The sequence below is a fragment of the Ruminococcus flavefaciens genome (assembly GCF_900119075.1).
Taxonomy (GTDB): domain Bacteria; phylum Bacillota; class Clostridia; order Oscillospirales; family Ruminococcaceae; genus Ruminococcus; species Ruminococcus flavefaciens_Q.
Map to the genome: position 1 here is coordinate 579,239 of NZ_FPIP01000001.1, position 21,059 is coordinate 600,297.

General features: G+C 44.9%; 21 protein-coding genes. 7 read left to right on the plus strand and 14 right to left on the minus strand.

The annotated features are described in order from the left end of the window. Position 1 precedes the first annotated feature (1 nt). The gene (prfA, locus tag BT105_RS02645; protein WP_072299271.1) at positions 2 to 1,075 is read right to left on the minus strand and encodes a peptide chain release factor 1; all 1,074 of its coding nucleotides are present in this window, start codon (positions 1,073 to 1,075) and stop codon (positions 2 to 4) included. A 49-nt stretch (positions 1,076 to 1,124) separates the two neighbouring features. Next, the gene (locus tag BT105_RS02650; protein WP_028515499.1) at positions 1,125 to 1,313 is read right to left on the minus strand and encodes a DUF951 domain-containing protein; all 189 of its coding nucleotides are present in this window, start codon (positions 1,311 to 1,313) and stop codon (positions 1,125 to 1,127) included. Between the two features lie 170 nt (positions 1,314 to 1,483). On the opposite strand from BT105_RS02650, the gene BT105_RS02655 reads away from it, so the two are divergent. Continuing rightward, the gene (locus BT105_RS02655; RefSeq protein WP_072299272.1) at positions 1,484 to 1,840 is read left to right on the plus strand and encodes a hypothetical protein; all 357 of its coding nucleotides are present in this window, start codon (positions 1,484 to 1,486) and stop codon (positions 1,838 to 1,840) included. Positions 1,841 to 1,901: 61 nt separating this feature from the next. Beyond that, positions 1,902 to 2,819, plus strand: a complete 918-nt coding sequence (locus BT105_RS02660; RefSeq protein ID WP_072299273.1) for a S1 RNA-binding domain-containing protein — start codon at positions 1,902 to 1,904, stop codon at positions 2,817 to 2,819. Between the two features lie 43 nt (positions 2,820 to 2,862). Here the strand turns inward: BT105_RS02660 and pfkA are convergent, their stop codons facing one another. The 11 genes from pfkA to rpe form a co-directional block, all read right to left on the minus strand. After that, complete coding sequence (gene pfkA / locus BT105_RS02665) at positions 2,863 to 3,825, minus strand: 6-phosphofructokinase (protein ID WP_072299274.1); 963 nt, start codon at positions 3,823 to 3,825, stop codon at positions 2,863 to 2,865. 140 nt (positions 3,826 to 3,965) lie between these two features. After that, positions 3,966 to 7,373: a DNA polymerase III subunit alpha gene (locus BT105_RS02670; protein ID WP_072299275.1), complete on the minus strand. Its 3,408-nt coding sequence runs from the start codon at positions 7,371 to 7,373 to the stop codon at positions 3,966 to 3,968. Then, complete coding sequence (gene whiA / locus BT105_RS02675) at positions 7,363 to 8,271, minus strand: DNA-binding protein WhiA (RefSeq protein WP_072299276.1); 909 nt, start codon at positions 8,269 to 8,271, stop codon at positions 7,363 to 7,365. The genes BT105_RS02670 and whiA overlap by 11 nt, the downstream gene beginning before the upstream one ends. Before the next feature lie 17 nt (positions 8,272 to 8,288). Next, the gene (gene rapZ / locus BT105_RS02680; RefSeq protein ID WP_072299277.1) at positions 8,289 to 9,161 is read right to left on the minus strand and encodes an RNase adapter RapZ; all 873 of its coding nucleotides are present in this window, start codon (positions 9,159 to 9,161) and stop codon (positions 8,289 to 8,291) included. A gap of 26 nt (positions 9,162 to 9,187) precedes the next feature. Then, the gene (murB, locus tag BT105_RS02685; protein ID WP_242940071.1) at positions 9,188 to 10,075 is read right to left on the minus strand and encodes a UDP-N-acetylmuramate dehydrogenase; all 888 of its coding nucleotides are present in this window, start codon (positions 10,073 to 10,075) and stop codon (positions 9,188 to 9,190) included. Positions 10,076 to 10,131: 56 nt separating this feature from the next. Then, positions 10,132 to 11,091 (minus strand): HPr(Ser) kinase/phosphatase, encoded by a 960-nt coding sequence (gene hprK / locus BT105_RS02690; protein ID WP_072299279.1) that lies wholly within the window; start codon positions 11,089 to 11,091, stop codon positions 10,132 to 10,134. A gap of 40 nt (positions 11,092 to 11,131) precedes the next feature. Next, positions 11,132 to 12,334, minus strand: coding sequence for a putative glycoside hydrolase (locus BT105_RS02695; RefSeq protein ID WP_072299280.1), 1,203 nt, complete (start codon positions 12,332 to 12,334; stop codon positions 11,132 to 11,134). Between the two features lie 34 nt (positions 12,335 to 12,368). Next, positions 12,369 to 12,941, minus strand: a complete 573-nt coding sequence (locus tag BT105_RS02700) for an Rnf-Nqr domain containing protein (protein WP_072299281.1) — start codon at positions 12,939 to 12,941, stop codon at positions 12,369 to 12,371. Next, positions 12,925 to 13,557 carry an Rnf-Nqr domain containing protein gene (locus tag BT105_RS02705; protein WP_072299282.1) on the minus strand — a complete coding sequence of 211 codons (633 nt, stop codon included), beginning with the start codon at positions 13,555 to 13,557 and terminating at the stop codon, positions 12,925 to 12,927. Before BT105_RS02705 ends, BT105_RS02700 begins: the two co-directional genes overlap by 17 nt. Then, positions 13,550 to 14,533 (minus strand): RnfABCDGE type electron transport complex subunit D, encoded by a 984-nt coding sequence (locus BT105_RS02710; protein ID WP_072299283.1) that lies wholly within the window; start codon positions 14,531 to 14,533, stop codon positions 13,550 to 13,552. The genes BT105_RS02705 and BT105_RS02710 overlap by 8 nt, the downstream gene beginning before the upstream one ends. Further along, complete coding sequence (rpe, locus tag BT105_RS02715; protein ID WP_072299284.1) at positions 14,527 to 15,186, minus strand: ribulose-phosphate 3-epimerase; 660 nt, start codon at positions 15,184 to 15,186, stop codon at positions 14,527 to 14,529. The genes BT105_RS02710 and rpe overlap by 7 nt, the downstream gene beginning before the upstream one ends. Before the next feature lie 236 nt (positions 15,187 to 15,422). Between rpe and sigK the strand changes: the two genes are divergently transcribed. The 5 genes from sigK (at position 15,423) to BT105_RS02740 (ending at position 19,581) form a co-directional block, all read left to right on the plus strand. Then, positions 15,423 to 16,106, plus strand: coding sequence for an RNA polymerase sporulation sigma factor SigK (gene sigK, locus BT105_RS02720; protein WP_072299285.1), 684 nt, complete (start codon positions 15,423 to 15,425; stop codon positions 16,104 to 16,106). Positions 16,107 to 16,195: 89 nt separating this feature from the next. Continuing rightward, a complete protein-coding gene (locus BT105_RS02725; protein ID WP_072299286.1) occupies positions 16,196 to 17,107 on the plus strand; it encodes an NAD-dependent epimerase/dehydratase family protein in 912 nt (303 codons plus the stop codon). Then, positions 17,104 to 17,547 carry an HD domain-containing protein gene (locus BT105_RS02730; RefSeq protein WP_028515484.1) on the plus strand — a complete coding sequence of 148 codons (444 nt, stop codon included), beginning with the start codon at positions 17,104 to 17,106 and terminating at the stop codon, positions 17,545 to 17,547. Before BT105_RS02725 ends, BT105_RS02730 begins: the two co-directional genes overlap by 4 nt. An 81-nt stretch (positions 17,548 to 17,628) precedes the next feature. Beyond that, on the plus strand, positions 17,629 to 18,609 hold the full coding sequence (locus BT105_RS02735; protein ID WP_072299287.1) for a DnaD domain protein: 981 nt from the start codon (positions 17,629 to 17,631) through the stop codon (positions 18,607 to 18,609). Between the two features lie 12 nt (positions 18,610 to 18,621). Further along, positions 18,622 to 19,581: an ATP-binding protein gene (locus tag BT105_RS02740; protein ID WP_072299288.1), complete on the plus strand. Its 960-nt coding sequence runs from the start codon at positions 18,622 to 18,624 to the stop codon at positions 19,579 to 19,581. A 33-nt stretch (positions 19,582 to 19,614) separates the two neighbouring features. Here the strand turns inward: BT105_RS02740 and BT105_RS02745 are convergent, their stop codons facing one another. Next, positions 19,615 to 20,877, minus strand: coding sequence for a hypothetical protein (locus BT105_RS02745; RefSeq protein WP_072299289.1), 1,263 nt, complete (start codon positions 20,875 to 20,877; stop codon positions 19,615 to 19,617). Between the last annotated feature and the right edge of the window lie 182 nt (positions 20,878 to 21,059).

Below are 21,059 nucleotides of genomic sequence, written 5' to 3' on the forward strand. Positions count from 1 at the left end.
ACTACGCTTCCTGACTTGCGAGCTTGGCAGCCTGATCGGCAGTTGCAAGCGCATCAAACACTTCATCAAGATTTCCGTTGAGAATGTCCTCCAGTCTGTAAATAGTCAGACCGATACGGTGATCCGTAAGACGTCCCTGCGGATAATTGTATGTTCTGATACGTTCGGAGCGGTCGCCTGTTCCGACCTGCATTTTTCTCTCCGAAGCGATCTTTGCGTCTTGCTCCTCCTGCATAGCCTCGTAAATACGTGAGCGCAGAATTTTCATTGCTTTATCTTTGTTCTTATGCTGGCTTCTTTCGTCCTGACACTCCACCACGGTATTCGTGGGGAGATAAGTTATTCTTACAGCGGACTCTGTTTTATTTATATGCTGTCCGCCTGCACCGCTTGCGCGGAAATAGTCTATTTTCAGATCCGTGGGATTTATTTCAAGCTCCACCTCGTCTGCTTCGACGAGAACTGCCACGGTAACTGTCGAGGTGTGGATACGTCCCTGTGATTCTGTTTCCGGAACGCGCTGTACGCGGTGAACTCCGCTTTCATACTTAAGGCGTGAATAAGCGCCTTCGCCTTCAATAGAGAAGCTTATCTCCTTGAAGCCGCCCAACTCAGTGGGATTGGCGCTGAGCACCTCCTGCTTCCAGCCCATAGTCTCTGCGTACATTGTATACATACGATAGAGGGAATTTGCAAACAGCGAAGCCTCCTCGCCGCCTGCGCCGCCTCTTATCTCAATAATAACGTTCTTGTCATCGTTAGGATCCTTCGGTAAAAGAAGAACCTTGAGCTCCTGTGTACAGGTCTCCATTTTCTCTCTGGATTCATCGTACTCAGCCTGAGCCATTTCCTTGAAATCCTTATCGAGACCGCCGCTTTCAAGAAGCTCCTTCGCCTCATCAAAGGCTGCCTGTGCCTTTTTGTATTCCCTGTATTTCTCAATGATAGGAGTCATGTTCTTGAACTCCTTCATAAGCTGAGTATACAGCTTATTATCGCTGATTATGTCAGGTTCAGAGAGCTTGGCGCTTATTTCTTCGTATTTCTGCTCCATTAATGCAAGCTTTTCAAACATTCAGTATTCTCCTTAATGCTAAAAATATTACAATAAATGTTGCACTATGCTAACCCTCATCGGCGTGTTTTACGCTTCGGATACTCTTTTCAATCTTATTTCGGGCGACCATAAATTCTCTTGCGCACTTGACGCATCTTAATCTGAAATCCATTCCTGCACGTATCACGAACATTTCGCTGCCGCCGCAGGGGTGGTTCTTCTTCATTGTAAGCACATCACCCGGTCTGATATCCAAGACATTATCCCCCTTTCGCGTAAATAGAAAAAATCGAACATTTTTATTATACCCTAAAACTGCTCTCAAATCAATATTTTGTGGGTATATTTTTTTCATTTTGGTGAAAAATAATAAAAACTCCCAATTATTCATATTGAACCCATACAAAAAATAGAAAGGAAAAAATTATGATATCAAGAGTAACTGCCGAATTTGAAACACCCGAGCTTGCTGAGTACGCTCTCAGGCGTGTACGAGAAAGTGTGGACTATGTTTATTCCGCAAAAATGATGTACAACAGGATAGCCGAGCGCTCCGCAAGACTTGGGCGAGGCTCTACCTTTACTGTTATCCCTACCTATTGCAATACCCATACAAATTTTCTAACAGCTGTAATGGAGTCCCCTGCATCAAAGGATATAATACCTGAGCCTGCACGTAATCGCAAGACCACTGCCTGCATAGTCTGCGGCAGTGCTGCAGTTGACAATGTCATCTCAGTTCTAAATGCTATGGGCGGACTTAATATACGCTTTGCACAGTAGCATATAAGCAGGAGCAGCCGCATATGATTGACTGTAAAGTTGTTATAACGGAGGTAAAAACATGGAATTCAGACCAGAAGGCTGCTTATATGATTCGCCGTCCAATCAAAGGTATATATCCACGGCTGAGGGATTGACAGAGGCTATGGAAAAAGGAATTATCCTTGAAGCAAAGGCGATACTTTGTACAGGCTCCCACGACCTTATAGTAGAGCTGCCCTGCGCAAGGGGCATTATCCCCCGTGAGGAGGGCGCTATAGGCATAGCAGAGGGCAAAACGCGTGATATAGCTCTTATATCACGCGTAAATAAAATAGTATGCTTTAAAGTCACAGAGCTTGAGCTTACAGAAAACGGAGAGCTTGAGGCAAAGCTCTCACGAAAAGCGGCACAGAAAGAATGTGAAAGGAACTTCGTATCAAAGCTTGAATCGGGAGATATAATCGACGCAAGGATATCCCACATGGAAAAATTCGGCAGCTTCGTTGATATAGGCTGCGGTATCCCCTCTCTTGTGCCTATAGATACTATGTCGGTATCTCGGATATCTCATCCTACTGACAGATTCAGGAACGGACAGCTCATAAAAGTAGTGGTCAAGGGTGTTGAAAATGGCAGGATATTCCTCACCCACAAGGAGCTTCTCGGTACATGGGAGGAAAATGCAAGCAGATTCAGAACGGGCGAAACTGTCCCCGGTGTGGTGCGCTCAATCGAGAGCTACGGCGTTTTTGTGGAGCTTACGCCTAATCTCGCAGGACTTGCCGAATCAAAGGAGGGCATATCCGTAGGGCAAAGCGTCAGCGTCTACATAAAGGCTATAATACCCGAAAAAATGAAGGTAAAGCTTATAATAGTAGACATTTGCGGTGAATATGCTCCGCCAAAGGAAATTGAATACTTCATAAACTCAAATCACATTGATCATTGGAAGTATTCGACTGAAACCTCTGATAAAAATATCTCAACGAGCTTCTGACATAAAAAATGCACCTGCCAAAACAGGTGCATTAGTATTATTATTAGTATGCGATCTCTTCAGCGATGTGGTGGAGCTTCTCGTCATAATCCTTGTGCATAGCAAGTGCTTCCTGAATATCATAATCAACAAGCTTGCTGTCCTTGATACCGATAACGCGGTTGCCAACGCCCTGCTCAATGAGCTCAACAGCATAGTAGCCCATTCTTGTAGCTTCAACTCTGTCTCTTACTGTAGGAGAGCCGCCTCTCTGTACGTGACCGAGGATAGTTGATCTTGCTTCGATGCCTGTCTTTTCGTGGAGCAGTTTTGCGATCTCGTCTGAGTGACCGATGCTCTCAGCAACGATAACTACGAAGTTCTGCTTGCCCTTAGCCTTCTTAGCCAGCATTGTATTTGCAATAGCATTGATATCGTAAGGAACTTCCTTTGTGATTATATCTGTAGCTCCGCAGGCAATACCTGTATTAACAGCGATGTGACCTGCACCTCTTCCCATTACCTCAACAACTGAGATTCTGTCATGTGACTGAGATGTATCACGAAGCTTGTCAACAAGCTCCATAGCTGTATTCATAGCTGTATCAAAACCGATAGTGTAATCTGTGCAGGCAATATCATTGTCGATAGTACCGGGAATACCAATGCAAAGGAATCCCTGTGCAGAAAGATCAGCTGCACCTCTGAATGAGCCATCACCGCCGATAACTACAAGTCCCTCGATACCGAGCTCGTCAAGCTTAGCCTTACCCTTTGCAACGCCCTCTGCTGTTCTGAATTCAGGACATCTTGCAGTATAAAGAACTGTACCGCCTCTGTGGATAATATCAGAAACGCTTCTCTCGTCCATCTTGATGATATCACCGTTGAGAAGTCCTACATAACCTCTGCGGATACCGTAAACTTCCATACCCTTTGCAAGAGCAGATCTTACAACAGCTCTTACAGCGGCATTCATTCCGGGAGCGTCACCGCCGCTTGTTAAAACACCAATTTTCTTGATCATACATATTCTCCATTCTGCACTTGGCATATATTGTTTAATCCGCAGGAATACTGCGGCGTAATTCCATACTCTTATATTTTACTACTTTGTGGAAAAAATGTCAAGTGTATTCCGTATTTTTTCCGCTTTCATCTTAAAAATCACTGTATTAGTCCGATCTGAGAGGGATAATAGTGTTTTTTCAGCTCCTCGCAGAACTCCCTTGTGACCTTTACGCTGAGTTTTGTCCTCGGGATAACAGTTTTTTTCATATCCGCAAGATACAAACATATCGCTGTAGTCCCTTTGTTTCGGGCACAAAGTTCAATAAATTCCTTGGTAAAAGAGGCTTCTGACGAGGTCGTCTTTATGCAGAGCTTCATAGTGGATATCAGGCGTTCAAGCTCTGTATCAGCAGTTATTGCTCCGCATATCACAGAAAGTCTGTCGTCCTTGACGGATATTTTGCCGCTAACAATAACAATACCGTCGGGGGCAAGCTTTCCGCCGCTTACCATAAACAGGTCTGGGAACACAACTCCTTCTATCTCCCCTGTTTCATCAGCAAAGGAAACAAAGCTCATCTTGTCGCCGTTTTTTGTAACATGAAGCTTTGAGCTTTCCACGCAGCAAAGAAGCTTTACGGACATACCGTCCCTTACAGTGCTGTCTGTGAGGATATCACCTATCCTGCGGACGTGCATAAGCTCCCCTATCCAGTAATAAGGCGAAAGTGGGTGTCCGCTGAGATACATTCCCGTGGCTTCCTTTTCCATTGCAAGAAGCTGTTTTGTATCATACTCCTGCTTATACGGGATGCGGAAATTCATCTCTGAGGTATCCGTGCCTTCAAGGAAATTGAGCTGTCCCTCAATGACTCCCCTTGTACCTGCTCCTGTCATATCCAGTATTTCGTCATAGCTTTCCAGCATTTGTCTGCGGTTAAGTCCCAGACCGTCAAATGCTCCTGACTTTATAAGATTCTCAAGAGCTTTTTTGTTAAGCTCCCTGCCCTCGACGCGCTCGCAGAAATCCTGTAAGCTTGTGAAAGCACCGTTTTTTGTACGCTCTGCGATTATCTTGTCCGCAAGTCCGCTTCCTGCATTTTTTATGGCAAGCAGACCGAAATACATCTTGCCGCCTACAAATGTGAAGCCCTTGTTGCTTTTATTTATATCGGGACTGAGTATCTCAATGCCGTTTTCCTTGCACGAGTTTATATACTCCGCAAGTTTGTCGCTCTGTCCCATAACACTGGACATAAGCGCCGCCATATAAATACCGCGGTAATGGCATTTCAGATATGCAGTCTGATACGCAAGGTAGGCGTATGCTGCCGCATGGGATTTATTGAAAGCATACGACGCAAAGCTTACCATTTCATCGAATACCGAATTTGCAATATCCTCTGAAACACCATTGTCAGCCGCTCCTTTTACGAAGCTCTCACGCTCTTTCAGCATTACGTCGTGCTTCTTTTTCGCCATAGCTCTGCGGACTATATCGGCGTGTCCGTAGGAATATCCTGCAAGCTTGCGGCAAATCTCCATTACCTGCTCCTGATATACCATACAGCCGTAGGTATCGGCAAGTATGTCTTTCAGAAGCGGGTGCTTGTAGGTGACGTTTTCTGGGTGCTTCTTGTTTTCAATATAAATAGGTATGGACTTCATAGGTCCCGGACGGTAAAGTGAGATTATAACGATAAGGTCTTCAAGGCGCTCGGGAGCAAGCTCCATAACACGGGCAGTCATGCCTTCGCTTTCAAACTGGAATACGCCCTCTGTATCACCTTTCGTCATAATTTCATAGACTGCTTTATCGTCAACAGGTATTGCACTGATATCAAAATCAGGTTCAGTCTTGTGTATCTCGTTGACCGTGTCTCTTATAATAGTAAGATTTCGAAGTCCGAGAAAATCCATTTTCAGAAGTCCCAGTGATTCAAGAACACCCATAGTGTACTGAGTAACTACTGTATCGTCGTTTTTCTGTAATGGCACAAGGTCGCTCAGAGGTACTGCGGATATTACAACACCTGCCGCATGAGTTGAAGCGTGGCGCGGCATTCCCTCAAGCTTTTTTGCAAGGTCAATGCATCTGCGCATATCTCTGTCTGAATGATAAAGCCCGCTGAGCTCATCGGACTCCTTCATAGCCTGACTAAGTGTAGCCCTCGGATCTATTTCCTTTGCGGCTCTGTCACAGAGCTGATAGGATATGCCGAGAACTCGTCCCACATCGCGGACTGCCGCACGGGCTTTCAGCGTATCGAATGCTATTATCTCTGAAACATAATCCGCACCGTATCTGCGTACAACGTAGTCCTTGACGCTCTGACGCCCCTCGATACAGAAGTCGATATCAAAGTCAGGCATACTTACTCTTTCGGGATTGAGGAAACGCTCAAAGAGCAGATTGAACTTTATAGGATCAATTCCGGTGATACCGATACAGTAGGCGCAAAGGCTGCCTGCTCCCGAACCACGCCCCGGACCTACAGGTACGTTATGCTCACGGGCATACCGTATAAAATCCCAGACTATGAGATAGTAGTCTGTATAGCCCATTTTTGTGATAACGTCAAGCTCATACTCCATGCGCTCAGTGACTTTTTTCGGAGGATCCTCGCCGTAGCGTTCTATCATGCCTTTTCGGCAAAGCTCACGGAAATACGCCTTATTATCGTCAACGCCCTCGATAGTGAACTTCGGGAGCTTTATATTGCCGAACTCAAACTCAACATTACAGCGCTCCGCAATAAGAGCGGTATTGCTGACAGCTTCCTCGTGTCCCTTGAAAAGAGCCGCCATTTCATCTGCGGACTTAACGTAAAACTCCTCAGTCTCAAAATGCATAGCGTTAGGATCGCTGAGAGTTTTTCCCGTTTGTATGCAAAGAAGGACGTTCTGCATTTCGGCGTCCTTTTTTTCAATATAGTGGCAGTCGTTTGTAGCCGCAAGAGGGATACCCGTTTCTGCGGAAAGCTTATATAAAAGCGGAAGTATCTTCAGTTCTTCTTTTATGCCGTGATTCTGAACTTCTATGAAGTAATTACCCTCGCCGAAGATATCACGGTATTTCAAAGCAACTGCCTTTGCCTCGTCATAGTGACCGTCGACAAGGAGCCGCGGTATCTCGCCTGCAAGACAAGCTGACATACAGATAAGTCCGCTGTGATATTTTTTTAGGAGATCCAGATCAACACGGGGCTTATTGTAAAAGCCTTCTATGCTTGCCAGAGAGACAAGCTTTACAAGATTTCTGTAGCCCTCGTTGTTCTCGCAGAGAAGTATGAGATGATATGGCGAAGCGTCAAGCTTTGGCTCACGGTCATGGCGTGTACGCCTTGCAACGTAGACCTCACAGCCGATAACAGGCTTCACGCCCTCGGCTCTTGCGGCGTTCCAGAACTCTACAGCACCGTACATATTTCCGTGGTCAGTTATGGCAACAGCAGTCTGCCCGAGCTCTTTGATACGTGCAATAAGCTCTTTTATACGGCAGGCACCGTCAAGAAGGCTGTATTCGGTATGGACATGAAGATTTACAAACTCGTCACTTCTCATACGAACCTCCGCGTATCTCGTCTGCAAGCTTAGCAAGCTTCTTGAAGCGGTGATTTACACCCGAGCGGCTAATGGGCTCGCTGAGAGTCTCACCTATTTCCTGTAAGCTCATGTCGATATTATCAAGGCGTAGCTGTGCTACCTCACGAAGCTCGTCTGACAGCGTATCAAGTCCTACAGCATGGTCGATGAGCTTGATATCATCTATCTGCTTCATAGCTGCCTTGACTACCTTGTCGATATTGGCAGCGTCGCAGTTGGCTATCCTGTTTGCCTTGTTACGGATATCCTTGTATATCTTGGTATTCATCAGCTCAAGAGTACACTGGGACGCACCGATAAAGGTCAGCGTGTCCTCAATGGACTCACTGCCCTTGATATAGACTATGTGCTGTCCCCTGCGGACAACTGTTTTTGCGGTAACGCCTATGTCGCCGAGAAGTGTTGCAAGCTGCTGAGCGAGCCCCTCCTCAGGGCAGGCAAATTCAAGGTGATACTCCTTGTTAGGATCGTTTACGCTTCCGCAGGCAAGAAACACTCCTGCTGTAAAAACTCCGAGACTATTTGTTGCAATAATCTCGGAATCGATAAGCCTTTTGTTATCTGAAAGGCGGTATTTCTGAAAAACTTCCTGTGCAGTATCGCCGTCCGTATCGCATGAGCAAAGAATAATACCGTTTTTTCTTGTGTGCTCGGTTATGCTTAGCTTTTTACGGAAAACAGCTTCAAAAAGGCTGCAAAATAGCTGGGCGGAGACTCTGCTCTCGCTCTGGAAGCAGATATGCTCACGATTGAGCGTTCTGCAGAACAGCAGCATACCATAAAGGCAGGCAAATCGCCTGTCTTTATCGTTTACAGATGAGCATATCTCCTGCCTTACATCATTTGAGAAGGATATTTTAACTCACTCCCTGCTCAGAATTTTTTATCTTTTGTTATATCGCGGTGGTACTTCTGTACCTTATAGTCTTTTTCGATAAGGTGGTCAGCCATAAGCTCCGCAAAGGTTATGGAGCGGTGCTTTCCTCCTGTACAGCCAAAGGCTATAACGAGCTGGCTCTTACCCTCCTGCACGTACAGCGGTATAAGATAGTCGATAAGGTCCTTGAGCTTTTCAAAAAGAGTTGCCGACTGCTCAAAGCCCATAACATAGTCCCTTACACAGCTGTCGCAGCCTGTATGGTTGCGAAGCTCCTCGATATAAAACGGATTGGGCAGACATCTGACGTCAAATACCAGATCAGCCTCAGTGGAAACTCCGTACTTGAAGCCGAATGACATGACCTTGATTATAAGCGAATCCGAATTCTTTTCAAGGAATATTGACTTTACCTGCTCCTTTAGCTGTGAGGTGGTAAAGTTTGAGGTCTCTATGTAATAATCAGCTATCTCACGCAGCTGTGAAAGCTGTGACCACTCAAAGTTTATAGCGTCATGTATACTTCCGTTGAACTTATCGGACAGTGGGTGCTTGCGTCGTGTTTCCTTATAACGCTTAAGCAGTACGTCATGGTTTGCCTCGATAAACAATACCTTTACATCAACATCGGGCTGACGCTTCAGTTCGAGCCACGAGCGGTAAATCTCCGCAAACATATCGCCTGTACGGATATCAACCGCAACGGCTATTTTATTGATATCAGTTTCGGATTGCCTGCACAGGTCAACGAACTGCGTTATAAGCTTTGGGGGGATATTATCTATACAATAGAAGCCTATATCCTCCATTACGTCCATAACGCTGGATTTACCCGAGCCAGACATACCCGTTACTATCAGTAACTGCATAATTCTCTCCTTAATTACCTTAAAAGTCAGCTGAGGATAACAGGTTCAAGCTCAAGCTGAAATCCTGTTTTCTCCTTTACTACCTTTTTTACCTTTTCGCAGAGCTCCAGGACGTCTGCGCAGGTTGCATAGCCTTTGTTTATCACAAAACCGCTGTGTTTTTCGCTTACCATTGCACCGCCGCAGGTCAGACCTTTAAGCCCGCACTGGTCTATGAGCAGTGAAGCATAGCTTCCCTCGGGACGCTTGAAGGTGCTTCCTGCGCTTGGGTAGTCAAGCGGCTGCTTGGAGCTTCTCTTTGCCATACATTCGGACATAGCCGCCTTTATCTCGTCGGCGTCGCCAGCAGCAAGCTCCATTGTAACAGATGTTATGACTCTGTCGGAACCCGAGAAAAAGCTTCTGCGGTAGGCAAGCTCCATATCGTCCTTTTTAATTGTTTTTATGGTACAGTCCTCGTCGATATACTCGGCTGAGACTACTACGTCCTTCATTTCGCTGCCGTAAGCGCCTGCATTCATGTAAAGCGCACCGCCTACAGTACCGGGAATACCGAAAAGGTTCTCCATACCTGTAAGTCCAAGCTGCTGGGCACGGACACATACAGAAGCAAGAAGTGCTCCCGCGTCACAGCGGATAGTATTTCCGTCGGCTTCGATATCGGAAAAATCACTTCCGAAATGAAGTATAACTCCGTCAAATCCCTCGTCAGAAGCAATAACATTGCTTCCTCTGCCGAGGATACCGTATTTGATATTATTTTGCTTCATGTATTTTATCAGTTCAGCGGCAGAAGCGGCAGAATTGATATTTATAAGAGCTCTGCACGGACCGCCGAATCTGAATGTTATATATTCTTTAAGCGAAACCTCGGGAGTTATCTTGCAGCCGAGCTTTTCGCATAATTTTGTCAATTCATTGATATCCAAAGTAGTTTCCCCCTGAATCTTTCAATTATGTAATGCTATCCTCAGAATGCGTCGTATTCACGCACAACTTCCTTGGGATCGGATTCCATTCCAAGTCTGTTAAGAAGCTCACGGGCTGCATTATAGCCCATTTTCTTCTGTCTGTTGTTCATAGCAGCAACTTCCAGTATTACTGCAAGGTTACGTCCCGGCTTTACGGGAATTGTAAGGGACGGTATCTTTACGCCGAGAATATTTACAAACTCGGTATCTACACCCATACGGTCGTAAATCTTTTCAGAATTCCACTGCTCCAGCTCAACTACAAGGTCTATTTTCTCAGTCATCTTGACAGCACCGATACCAAAGAGTCGTCTTGCATTGATGATACCGATACCGCGGAGCTCCAAGAAATGGCGGATATTGTCGGGCGAGCTTCCCACAAGGCTGATGTTTGAGACCTTTCTAATCTCAACGGCGTCATCGGCAACAAGTCTGTGTCCACGCTTTACGAGCTCGATAGCTGTTTCGCTCTTACCTACGCCGCTCTCACCTGTAATGAAAACACCTTCACCGTATATCTCGATAAGAACGCCGTGACGTGTTATTCTCGGAGCAAGTGTAAGATTAAGGAATGCAATAAGTCCTGCGATGAAGTTAGATGTGCTTTCCTTGCTTCTGAGAAGCGGTACCTCGAACTCCGTGGCAAGCTCCAGCATTTCAGGGAAGTACGGGAGCTCTCTGGTGATTATAAGAGCAGGTATGCGCTGCGAGAAAAGGCACTGTAAACGCTCTCTTCTGGTCTTTTCATCAATAGTGGAAAGATAAGCGAACTCCATCTTGCCGATGATCTGGATACGCTCGGGATTGAAATACTCATAGAAGCCCATGAGCTGTAAACCGGGACGGTTTACATCGTTTTCATCGATCATTATCTCATTGGGATCCTTTGGGGTATAGATGTTTTCCAGCTTGAATTCATCGATCAAACGCTGAAGTGATACCTTAAAAACTTCTGCCATAACAATCTCCATTCTCCGACGTTATGTCGGGAGTTATTTTTTAGCCGAGTACATATGAATCGAACCCGTATTCGACTATTACATCCTTTGCATCGAGAAGATCCTGTGTGCTTGCCGTAACGCCTGAAACGCGCACTGCAACGTTGAAATCCTCAACGTCATCGCTAACAAGTTCGAGCATTTTCTTTACGTTTTCAGCAGGAGTACCATTGAATTCATACACAGTCTCTCCTGTATAGACTCCATAGCTTATGGCGTCCACATCTATGTTGAGAACGACCGTATTTACCTTAAGAAGCATAGGCTGCAAAACATCGTCCTTGCCTCTGAGAAGATCGGCTGCATTGACTTCAAGAAGCATTGTTGCTCCATTATGCATTATCTTATCATACATAAGATTTGCAGCCGAGGTAAGAGCCATGTATCTGTCAGGTCCTGTGACCTCTGTTCCGAGATATTCAGCGTCAGAGGGACGGAAATCAGGGAATATAAAGTCATAGCACACTACCTTGTCAAAACCTGCCGATGATATCTCCTCAACTATATCACCGTTATAGCTTACCGCTGTTTCGGAAAAAGGGTTCATCCATGGCTTTCCGCCTGCTTCAACTGTGTTATCTATCCACTGTGAGCCGTCGTCAACGCAGAGATAGCTCATATCACGGAAGTAGTTCGGCAGCGTATTGTCGTTAAAAGTGCTTACGCAGGCAACAGGCTTATAACCAGCGTCGGTTATAGTAGAAACTATATCCTTCAGCCTGATATATGAACGTATCAGACCTGCCGAGGTAACGTAATAATTATTGGAAGCGTAGTAAACTTCTCCGCCGCCCACCTTGAGCGGCACTTCTACGTACTCGATATTCTCGCCTGCCGGAACTCTTTTCAATGCGTCCTTAAGAGTATCAGTACCGATAAGATCATTGGTAGTAAGCGAATATGCTCTGTACTTTTCCGCGCTTACGGGAAGCGGAACATCAGGGGCAGTATTTTCCGTAACTACCTCGCCGTTTTCGTCGGTAAGCTCCTCGGTAGCTGCCTCTGCAACAGAGCTTTCTGTATTGTCGCCCTTTTTCTTAGAGTAATTTATAAGCGGCTCGGCAACACTGTAGCCAATAAAGCCTATACCGCCTATCAGAAGAACAGTAAGACCGACAGAAAAAGCCTTTCCCACAGGGCTTTTGCCGTAGTAATTCTTCTCCTTGGTCTTGTAGATCTTTCTTCCTTTGTTTTTGAATTTCATTTAATAACTCTCCTATAATATCAGTATATTCCTTTTACTTAAGCGAATATACTGCCATTGAAATGATCCCGAGGTAAACGAGCATTGCAGGGAATCCCCTGAACGACGCAGGTACCTTTGCCGAATTCAGCTTACGGTATGCAGCAGCAAGGATCAGTGCCGCCACGATAAAGCCTATGCCTGCTTCAAAGCCCGACGAGATATACCAGCCCAGATCAAATTCCGAGCTGTTCTCTGCAGCTCTGCCGCTTATAGTGAAAAGCGTACCCATTACAGCGCAGTTGAACGCCGATACATGGATATACTTGCGGAAGTCCGCAAACCAGTTCCTGCCGACGAAATAAGACGCAGTAAGCATGATAACATACAGTATACCAATGACTGCCGTATAAAGCAGCAGTCTCAGGTCTGCCGCCGGCTCGGGAAGCATACAGTCGATAAAATATGCCGCCGCAGAACCAAAAGTTGTGAAAACCGTGATGACGCAGGACGTTGCAAGCATATTCTTCTTGCTGTCAGCCGCTATGAACATGGTGCTTGTGCCAAGCGCCTGTGATAATATGAGATTTGCCGCAAGGAGCGCTATAAGTTCATCTATCAGAAACATCAGCATTACTCCTTACATCATTATTTTTTGAAACAAGCCCGCGAATAAACCTGTAGGCTCCGCACATAAGTCCGAGAAAGATAAATCCTCCGAATGGCTGTGAAAGTCCGCTTATAAGCGTATTTATATCCACTATACGGCTGTTTATTGTACCGTATGCAAAAAGCTCTCTCAGAACGCCTGTTATGAGCATGACGGCGTCAAATCCGATTATGCAGAATATGAGAGATACAGCCATATCAGTTCTTTTCATTCGGAAGAACCTTGCCTCCGTCTGAAAAACTATAAGTGAATTCACCGCAAGCAGTGGAAAATAGATACCTATTCGCTCGATGACTCCCGGAAAGAACTCTCGTGTGGCAAGCTTTACGGGTATATATACAAGAGCCGATATCAGCGCATAAAGTATTACTTTTACGGTATATGGCAGTTTTCTCGGAACAAATGAAGAAATAAGCACCGAAAGAAATGTTATAGCCGTAAATGCGTATATCAGGGCTTCGGCGTTCTTCAGCGTATCTCCGCAGATTATAACAGGAGATATGACCATAAGACCGGAAAGAACGATATTATCGCCGAGGATACCGCCGAGAAGCTGCTTTTTGTTGTTATTCATGCACAGCAGCCCCCTCTCCGTCGGCGTTTTGAGCCGTTACAGCTTCGATATGCTCCTTTTCGGCTATCTCTATCTTCTTTTCAAGATTCTTGAAGCCCAGAGCAATAGGTGTGAACAGTACCGAAACAATGATAATAGCGTTTTCCTTAACACCCGTAGCTACAAGCACATAGGAAATGATGCCGATGAAAAGTCCGTAGAAAAACGCATAATAATTACGCTTTGGAGCTATTCTTACATCTGAAACTATATATATAGCCGAAAACAGCACCATATTCAGTACCAGTGAATATTTGAGCGAAGCAGTCCTTGAACTGAGCACGGGAGTTACAATCGCAAAAAAGCCTGTACCGAAAATTGTTCCGATAAAAGCGCCTGCGGAAATACTTCTCCTCATCATAAGCACTACTGCCGCAACGCAAAGGAGCAGTACGCTTACGGAGCCCGACGGACCGCTGAAATTGCCCAGCAAAAGCTCAAAATCCGTATGGGAGAAAACTCTTGTTGTATTGAAAATGTATGAAGCCGATTTCACCAGTGATGTCGGGTGATCGAATATACCTGTCTTGGTGTACGGCTCGGTATACTGAAGAAGCTGTCGTCCCCATGAGGTCAGCACGAAAATATATCCTGCCGCCGCAGGAGAAAAAATCATGTTTATCCTGCCGCCAAAGACGTTCTTGGCAACGATAATCGCAAAAAGCACGGCGAGCGCCGCGACCTTGTAGTCCATAACTACAGGAAACATCAGCGCAAGTATCAGTGCGTCAGAGGTACAGGTAAGGTCATCAGCAGTAAATTTCTTATTCATGATACGCAGAGATATGAACTCCGCCGCAACCGAAACAGCCACACAAACTCCTGCAAGAACAACAGAACGCATTCCGTAATAGAAATAGGACATCAGCTCCAGTGTAAGGAGCGTAAGCATTATATCAAGCCATATAAGGCGTTCTTTTCTCGCTTTTTTCAGCATGGCATATCTTCCTTAAGGGACTGTGCAGCCTTAGCCATATCTTCGGCAGCAAAAAGATAGCTGCCCGAAACAAGCACATTAGCCCCTGCTTCCCGTACTGTTCCTGATGTTACGCCGTTTATGCCGCCGTCCACTTCAACATTTACGTCAAGTCCGAGTTCGGTTATCTTCTGACGGACTGCGCGTATCTTGTCAACTGTCTCGGTAATAAATCTCTGACCGCCGAAGCCGGGCTCAACTGTCATAACAAGTACCATATCAAGGTAAGGCAGAAACTCAAAAACGCTTTCCACAGGAGTTGCAGGCTTAATGGCAAGTGCCGCCCTTACTCCGCATTCTCTTATAGCCTTGATAGTTTCAAGTGTATCGCTGTCGCTTTCGATATGGAAGCATATTATATCAGCGCCGCTCTCTGCAAAGCGCTTCACGTACTTCAAAGGATCGGCTATCATGAGGTGAACGTCAAGAGTTATATCAGTGACATTTCTCACCTGCTGAAGCACAGGTATGCCAAAGGTTATATTCGGAACGAATATGCCGTCCATAACGTCAAAATGGAGCATATCTATCCCGTTATCCTCAAGCTTTTTTATCTCTTTGCCAAGTTCAAGCATATCTGCGCTAAGCACAGAAGCTGAAACATAATTTTTCAATTTATCACTTCTTCCGATGTAACTGGTCTGAAATATCAGACAAAAACATTTCTTAAAAAATCCATACACTATTATTATATAATATTTATCGCTCAACGTCAATACAGATAAATTGTTTTTTATTTTATTTTTATAAAAACATATCTGTATGAAGCAATGTTAAATACATTTATTTTTTATATTGTCCATGCTTTTCTTCATATCATTTTCTATCAGGAACAATGAGGTGATGTACTATGTTTATTGAATTGCTGCGGAATCTTTTCTTTTTTGCTCTGCATATCGAAAGTTCTGCCGTATTCCCCAAGCCGCTGTCTAAAAAAGAAGAAAATGAGTGCTTCGAGCTTATGTCCAAGGGCGACAGCTCCGCAAGAAACAGGCTTATCGAACATAATCTGCGTCTTGTAGCCCATATCGTAAAGAAATACGCTTCGGGAGCAGACGAGCAGGATGAACTTATCTCCGTAGGAACTGTGGGACTTATCAAAGCCGTATCCTCCTTTGATAACTCAAAAGGCGCAAAATTCGCTACGTACGCAAGCAGATGCATTGAAAATGAGATACTAATGCAGTTTCGCGCAGCAAAAAAATCCGCAGGCGACGTTTACATCAACGAACCTGTTGAGACTGACAAAGACGGGAACGCCCTCACGCTCATGGACCTTATCGACGACGGAGTAGATATCCATGAGCAGGTGGATATTCTTATCCGCTCACGACAGCTTTACAGCTTTCTTACGCAATGTCTCGACAAGCGGGAGCTTGATATCATCGTCTACCGCTACGGACTTTACGGCAGCAAACCCCATACGCAGAACGAAACTGCCGTAAAAATGGGCATCTCACGCTCTTACGTATCACGAATCGAGAAAAAAGCTATCGGCAAGCTGAAGAAAATGTTTGATAATGCAGCTTTTTGATTTGAAACGTGAGATTATTAGCTCCGATTGTTGCTTTTTCATTATTTTTATGATATAATTGATTCATATTTTAGAAAGGAGCAACGAGCTTGGATATCCTTGTCACAGGCGGAACTGTCTTCGCCAGCAGATATACTGCCGAATATTTTGCTGAAAACGGGCATAATGTATTTGTTCTCAACCGCGGAAGCCGTCCTAATCCCACAGGCGTCACACCTATCATAGCCGACAGGCACGACCTTGGCGATAAACTCCGCGGCAGGCATTTCGACGCTGTAATAGACGTAACATCCTACAATGCAGACGATGTGAACGATCTGCTTGACGGTCTTGACAGCTTTGACAGCTATATTTTCATCAGCTCCAGTGCCGTTTATCCTGAAACGCTCCCACAGCCGTTCAAAGAGACTGACAAATGCGGCGAGAATAGTATCTGGGGCAAATACGGAACCGATAAGATATCCGCCGAAACTGCTCTTTTCAGCCGTGTTCCCGAAGCATATGCGCTTCGTCCGCCATATTTATGCGGTCCTATGAATAATCTGCACCGTGAAGCCTTTGTGTTTGAATGTGCTGAACAGGACAGAGTGTTCTATCTGCCGAAGCATGGTGAAATGAAGCTTCAATTCTTCCATATCGGCGATCTTTGCCGCGTGATCGAAGCTATTCTGCAAAAGAAGCCTGAACAGCATATTCTGAACGTCGGATATGAAACTCCCGTAACAGTGAAAGAATGGGCGGAGCTGTGCTATCGTGTCGTGGGCAGGACTCCGCGTTTTGAATACGTTACCGAGGATATCCCACAGAGAAGCTACTTCCCGTTCTATGACTATGAGTACATTCTTGATGTCAAAGCAATGAATGCTCTGATCGATAAGCTTACTCCCCTTGAAGAATCACTCAGGCAGTCATACGAATGGTTCAGAAATAACCGAAACGCCATAATCCGCAAGCCGTTAAAAGAGTTTATCGACAGAGAACTCAGAAAGGAAAAGCCATGATCTACACAAAACTTACCTGCAAAGCAATGGATATAGCATACAACGCTCATCAGGGACAGTTAGACAAAAGCGGTATCCCCTACATCTTCCACCCGTATCACTTAGCAGAGCAGATGACCGACGAATTTACAGTATGTGCCGCTCTGCTTCACGATGTTGTCGAGGACACCGACGTTACTATCGAGGACCTTGAAAAGGAGTTCCCTTCTGAGGTCACTGAAGCTGTAAAGCTCCTTACTCACAGCGATAATGTGGACTATTTCGACTATATCCGCGCTGTAAAGAGAAACAGAGTCGCCAAGACAGTCAAGCTCGCCGACCTGCACCATAACTCTGATATCAGCCGTATCACCGATATCAAAAAGCGCATAAGCGATAAGACTATTGAGCGTATGCAGAAATACGCAGAGGCAGAAAAAATCCTTACAGAAGCAGACTAAATTTATCTGTTTTTGTCAATTGCTATTTTCTCATCTATATGCTATAATATCTCTTGCAGTATTTTTTCGGAGGTGTCTTTCTTGGAATTCAAGGTCAATTGCGGCATATGGGGAGCAATGTTCGGTGTTCCCAGTATCGTTGCCGATAATTTTCTAAAGCTGGCTACAGGCGGACAGATAAAAGTCCTGCTGTATCTGCTGAGATATTCTGGAAAAATGTGTTCCACAGAAGATATTTCCGCCAATACAGGAGTTTCGCCAGAAGAAGCCGAGGAAGCTGTTCTTTTCTGGCAGCAGGCAAATGTTCTCAGTCCGCAGACAAGCGGCGTACCTGCTCCTGTCCCCTCTTTAATGGAACAGCCTGCTCAGAGCGTCGAACCTACCGCACCTGCTGTTCAGAAAACAGCAGAACCTGCTCCCGACCATAAAACAAATCTCAGCGGTCAGGAGATAGCTGCTATTATGGCTGACTCTCAGGATATCAGAGAGCTGTTCAAGATAACAGAAAGCATTCTCGGAGGTCTGAAAAACAGCCAGATGAACTCTATTATCTGGATGTACGACCACTTAGGACTGAAAAAAGAGGTAATAATCACTCTCATATCTTACTGTGCTTCTATTGAAAAGACCAATACTGCCTATGTTGAAAAAATAGCCTCTGTATGGGCTGAAAACGATATAAACACTATGGCTGCGGCACAGGACGAGATACAGCGCATGAGCGCTTCAAGAGACTACATTTCGGGTATAATGCGTGCATTTGAAATGACGCGCCGTCCCACAACTAAGCAGGCTGAGCTTATACAGCAGTGGAAAAATGCAGGTTTTTCCGTCGAGCTCATACGCTATGCCTATGAAAAGACCATTGAGCGCATAGATAAGCTGAATTTCGATTACATAAACAAGATTCTCCTTTCATGGAGAGACAACGGCTTTGCTACCGTTAAGGACGTTCAGAACGCTGAAAACGACTACAAAAAGAAAAAGAATTCATCACCGAGCGGTAATAATTCCACAGATATCGAGGAATATAAATCCGTTATCAATAAATTTCTTTATTAAGGAGAAGCATAAATGGACAGCGAAATTTTCGATAAGGCGCAGGCTATCCTCACTAACCGCCGCAAGAGGGCTGAAAGCGAGAATGAAGCGCGTATCGATGAGATAAATAAAAAAATTCCGCAGATTAGAGAGATTAACGACGTTCTTTTCAATACAGGAAAACAGCTTATCTCTATTATCTCAAACGGAAAAGGACAGGATATATCCGAAAAGGTCGAACAGCTCAGGCAGTACAACCTCGGCGCTCAGGCTATGTCAAGAAAGATACTTGCTGAGCATGGCTACCCCGAGGATTATCTCGATATGCACTACACATGCCCTGTATGCTGTGACCGCGGCTATAACGGCAGCAAATACTGTGAGTGCTTCAAGACACTGTGCGGAAAACTTGCTGCGGACGAGCTCAACAAGAGTTCTCAGCTAAAGCTGTCGGATTTTGAAAGCTTCGACCTTATATACTACTCAGGGGAAAACTACATGACAATGAAGAATATCCTTGAGTTTACAAAGCAATACGCAGAAACTTTCAATAATCAGTCAAAAAGCATACTGATGTTCGGCGAAACAGGTCTGGGAAAAACCCATCTTTCACTTGCTATCGCAAATGTTGTACTGAAAAAAGGCTACAGCGTCATTTATGACTCGGCTATAAATATTCTCAGAAGTATCGAAAAGGAACACTTCAACCGCGAATACAACTCGGAAATGATCGACCTCGTAATGAACACCGACCTGCTTATTCTCGATGATCTGGGAACGGAATATGTAACCCCTTTCTACACCGCTACTATATACAACATAATCAACACCCGTCTTAACTGCGGCAAACCTTCTATCATCAGCACAAACCTCGACCTTGAAGGCATTGCCCAAAGGTATGACAAGCGTGTAATGTCAAGAATAGTCTCCATGTACACCTGCCTTGAATTCAGAGGCAAGGACGTAAGACTTCAAAAACGAAACAATGCATAAAAAAGGCTGCCTTTTCGGCAGCCTTTATCATTTTTACTTGTCTTCAAGCTTGAGACTGAATGGTGTGAACTTTCTGTACGCGGAGCTGTTCTTCTCGGAAGTATAGCCCTTGGCGATACCCTTCATCATATTCTCGAAATCTTCATAGTAACGCTCGCTGAGCAGTGACTGGATAGTATTTTCAGTCCAGAGGTCAGCGGAGTTCATTCTGTCCTTGATATCAGCCTTGATGATGACGTATACTGTGTTCTCATCGTACTGATACTTCTCAGCCTTGTATAAGCCGAGCTTCTCGAAAATATAATCGTTGTAATCCTCAAACGCCTTCTGTGAAGCGGCAGCCTCGGCAGAAGCGGTTGTTGTAGTTACAGCACTTACAGCATTGGAATCAACAGTAGTTGTTGTACGCTTTGTGACCGTTACTTCGTTTGCATAAGGATCTGTTGTTGTAGTAGTTGTTGTACCTGCGGCTGTAGTAGTTGTGGTAGTAGTTGTTGTCTCGCCTGCCTCCTTAGCAGCCTTTGCAGCAGCCTCGGCAGTACGCTTTTCAACATACTCGCTGTATTCCTTTTCACACTCGTCGATCTTCTTGAGCCTTGCGCTGTTGGAGCTCTCTGCGTTTATCTCATCAACATAATCATCGATCATGTTATTGAGACGGCGCTTCTCGTCAGCACCGAATGCTTCGCCGTTATCATCGACCATAGAAACAGAAAAATACTTTACTCTTGTTGTCTTGTCCTGATAATACTGTTTGAGCTCGTCCTCTGTGCAGCCCTTTTCGGAATCAAGTCCGTAGTAATGCTTGAAAACAGCCTCACGCTTGTAGTTGTTTTCCATTATCTTAGTGAGGGAGTCTGCGCCTACGCCGTTATCAGCAAACATTGCCTGTGCGCTGTTTGAAGAAACGAATTCCTTTATCTCATTAAGCTCTTCATTTGTGAGAGCTCCGCCAATCTTTTCAAACTCTCTTTCGTTGGCAACGAAATCGATACATGACTCTGTAGCCTTGTCCTGTATCCAGTCTGTAGCGTCAAGCGTCTCAAACTGGTGGTTCTTGACCTCGTCTACAGTAGGCATTTTGCCAAGTGTGCCGTAAAGCTCATATGACGCCTGATTGTATGCGTAAAGCTCGTTATAGATAAATACGCCTGCGGGGACATCATATCCGTCAACGGTAAGCGCTGTCTGTGTACCCTTTCCAAAAGTGATAGCCTCGGGTGCGCCACATGAAGTTGAAGCCGCAGCAAGCGCAAATGCAGCAGCTGCTGCCGCAAACTTATTAAACTTATTCATCTGTATATTCCTCCGATATAATTGTAGATTCCAGATACTGTTTAATTATACAACATTTTTTTCGGTTTGTCCATAGTAAAACGAAAATTTTTTCCGTTTTATCACCAAATCTACTTATTAAATAAATTACATTAATTAAAATTCGCGTTATTTCCTTGACTTAATTACAGATAAATGTTACA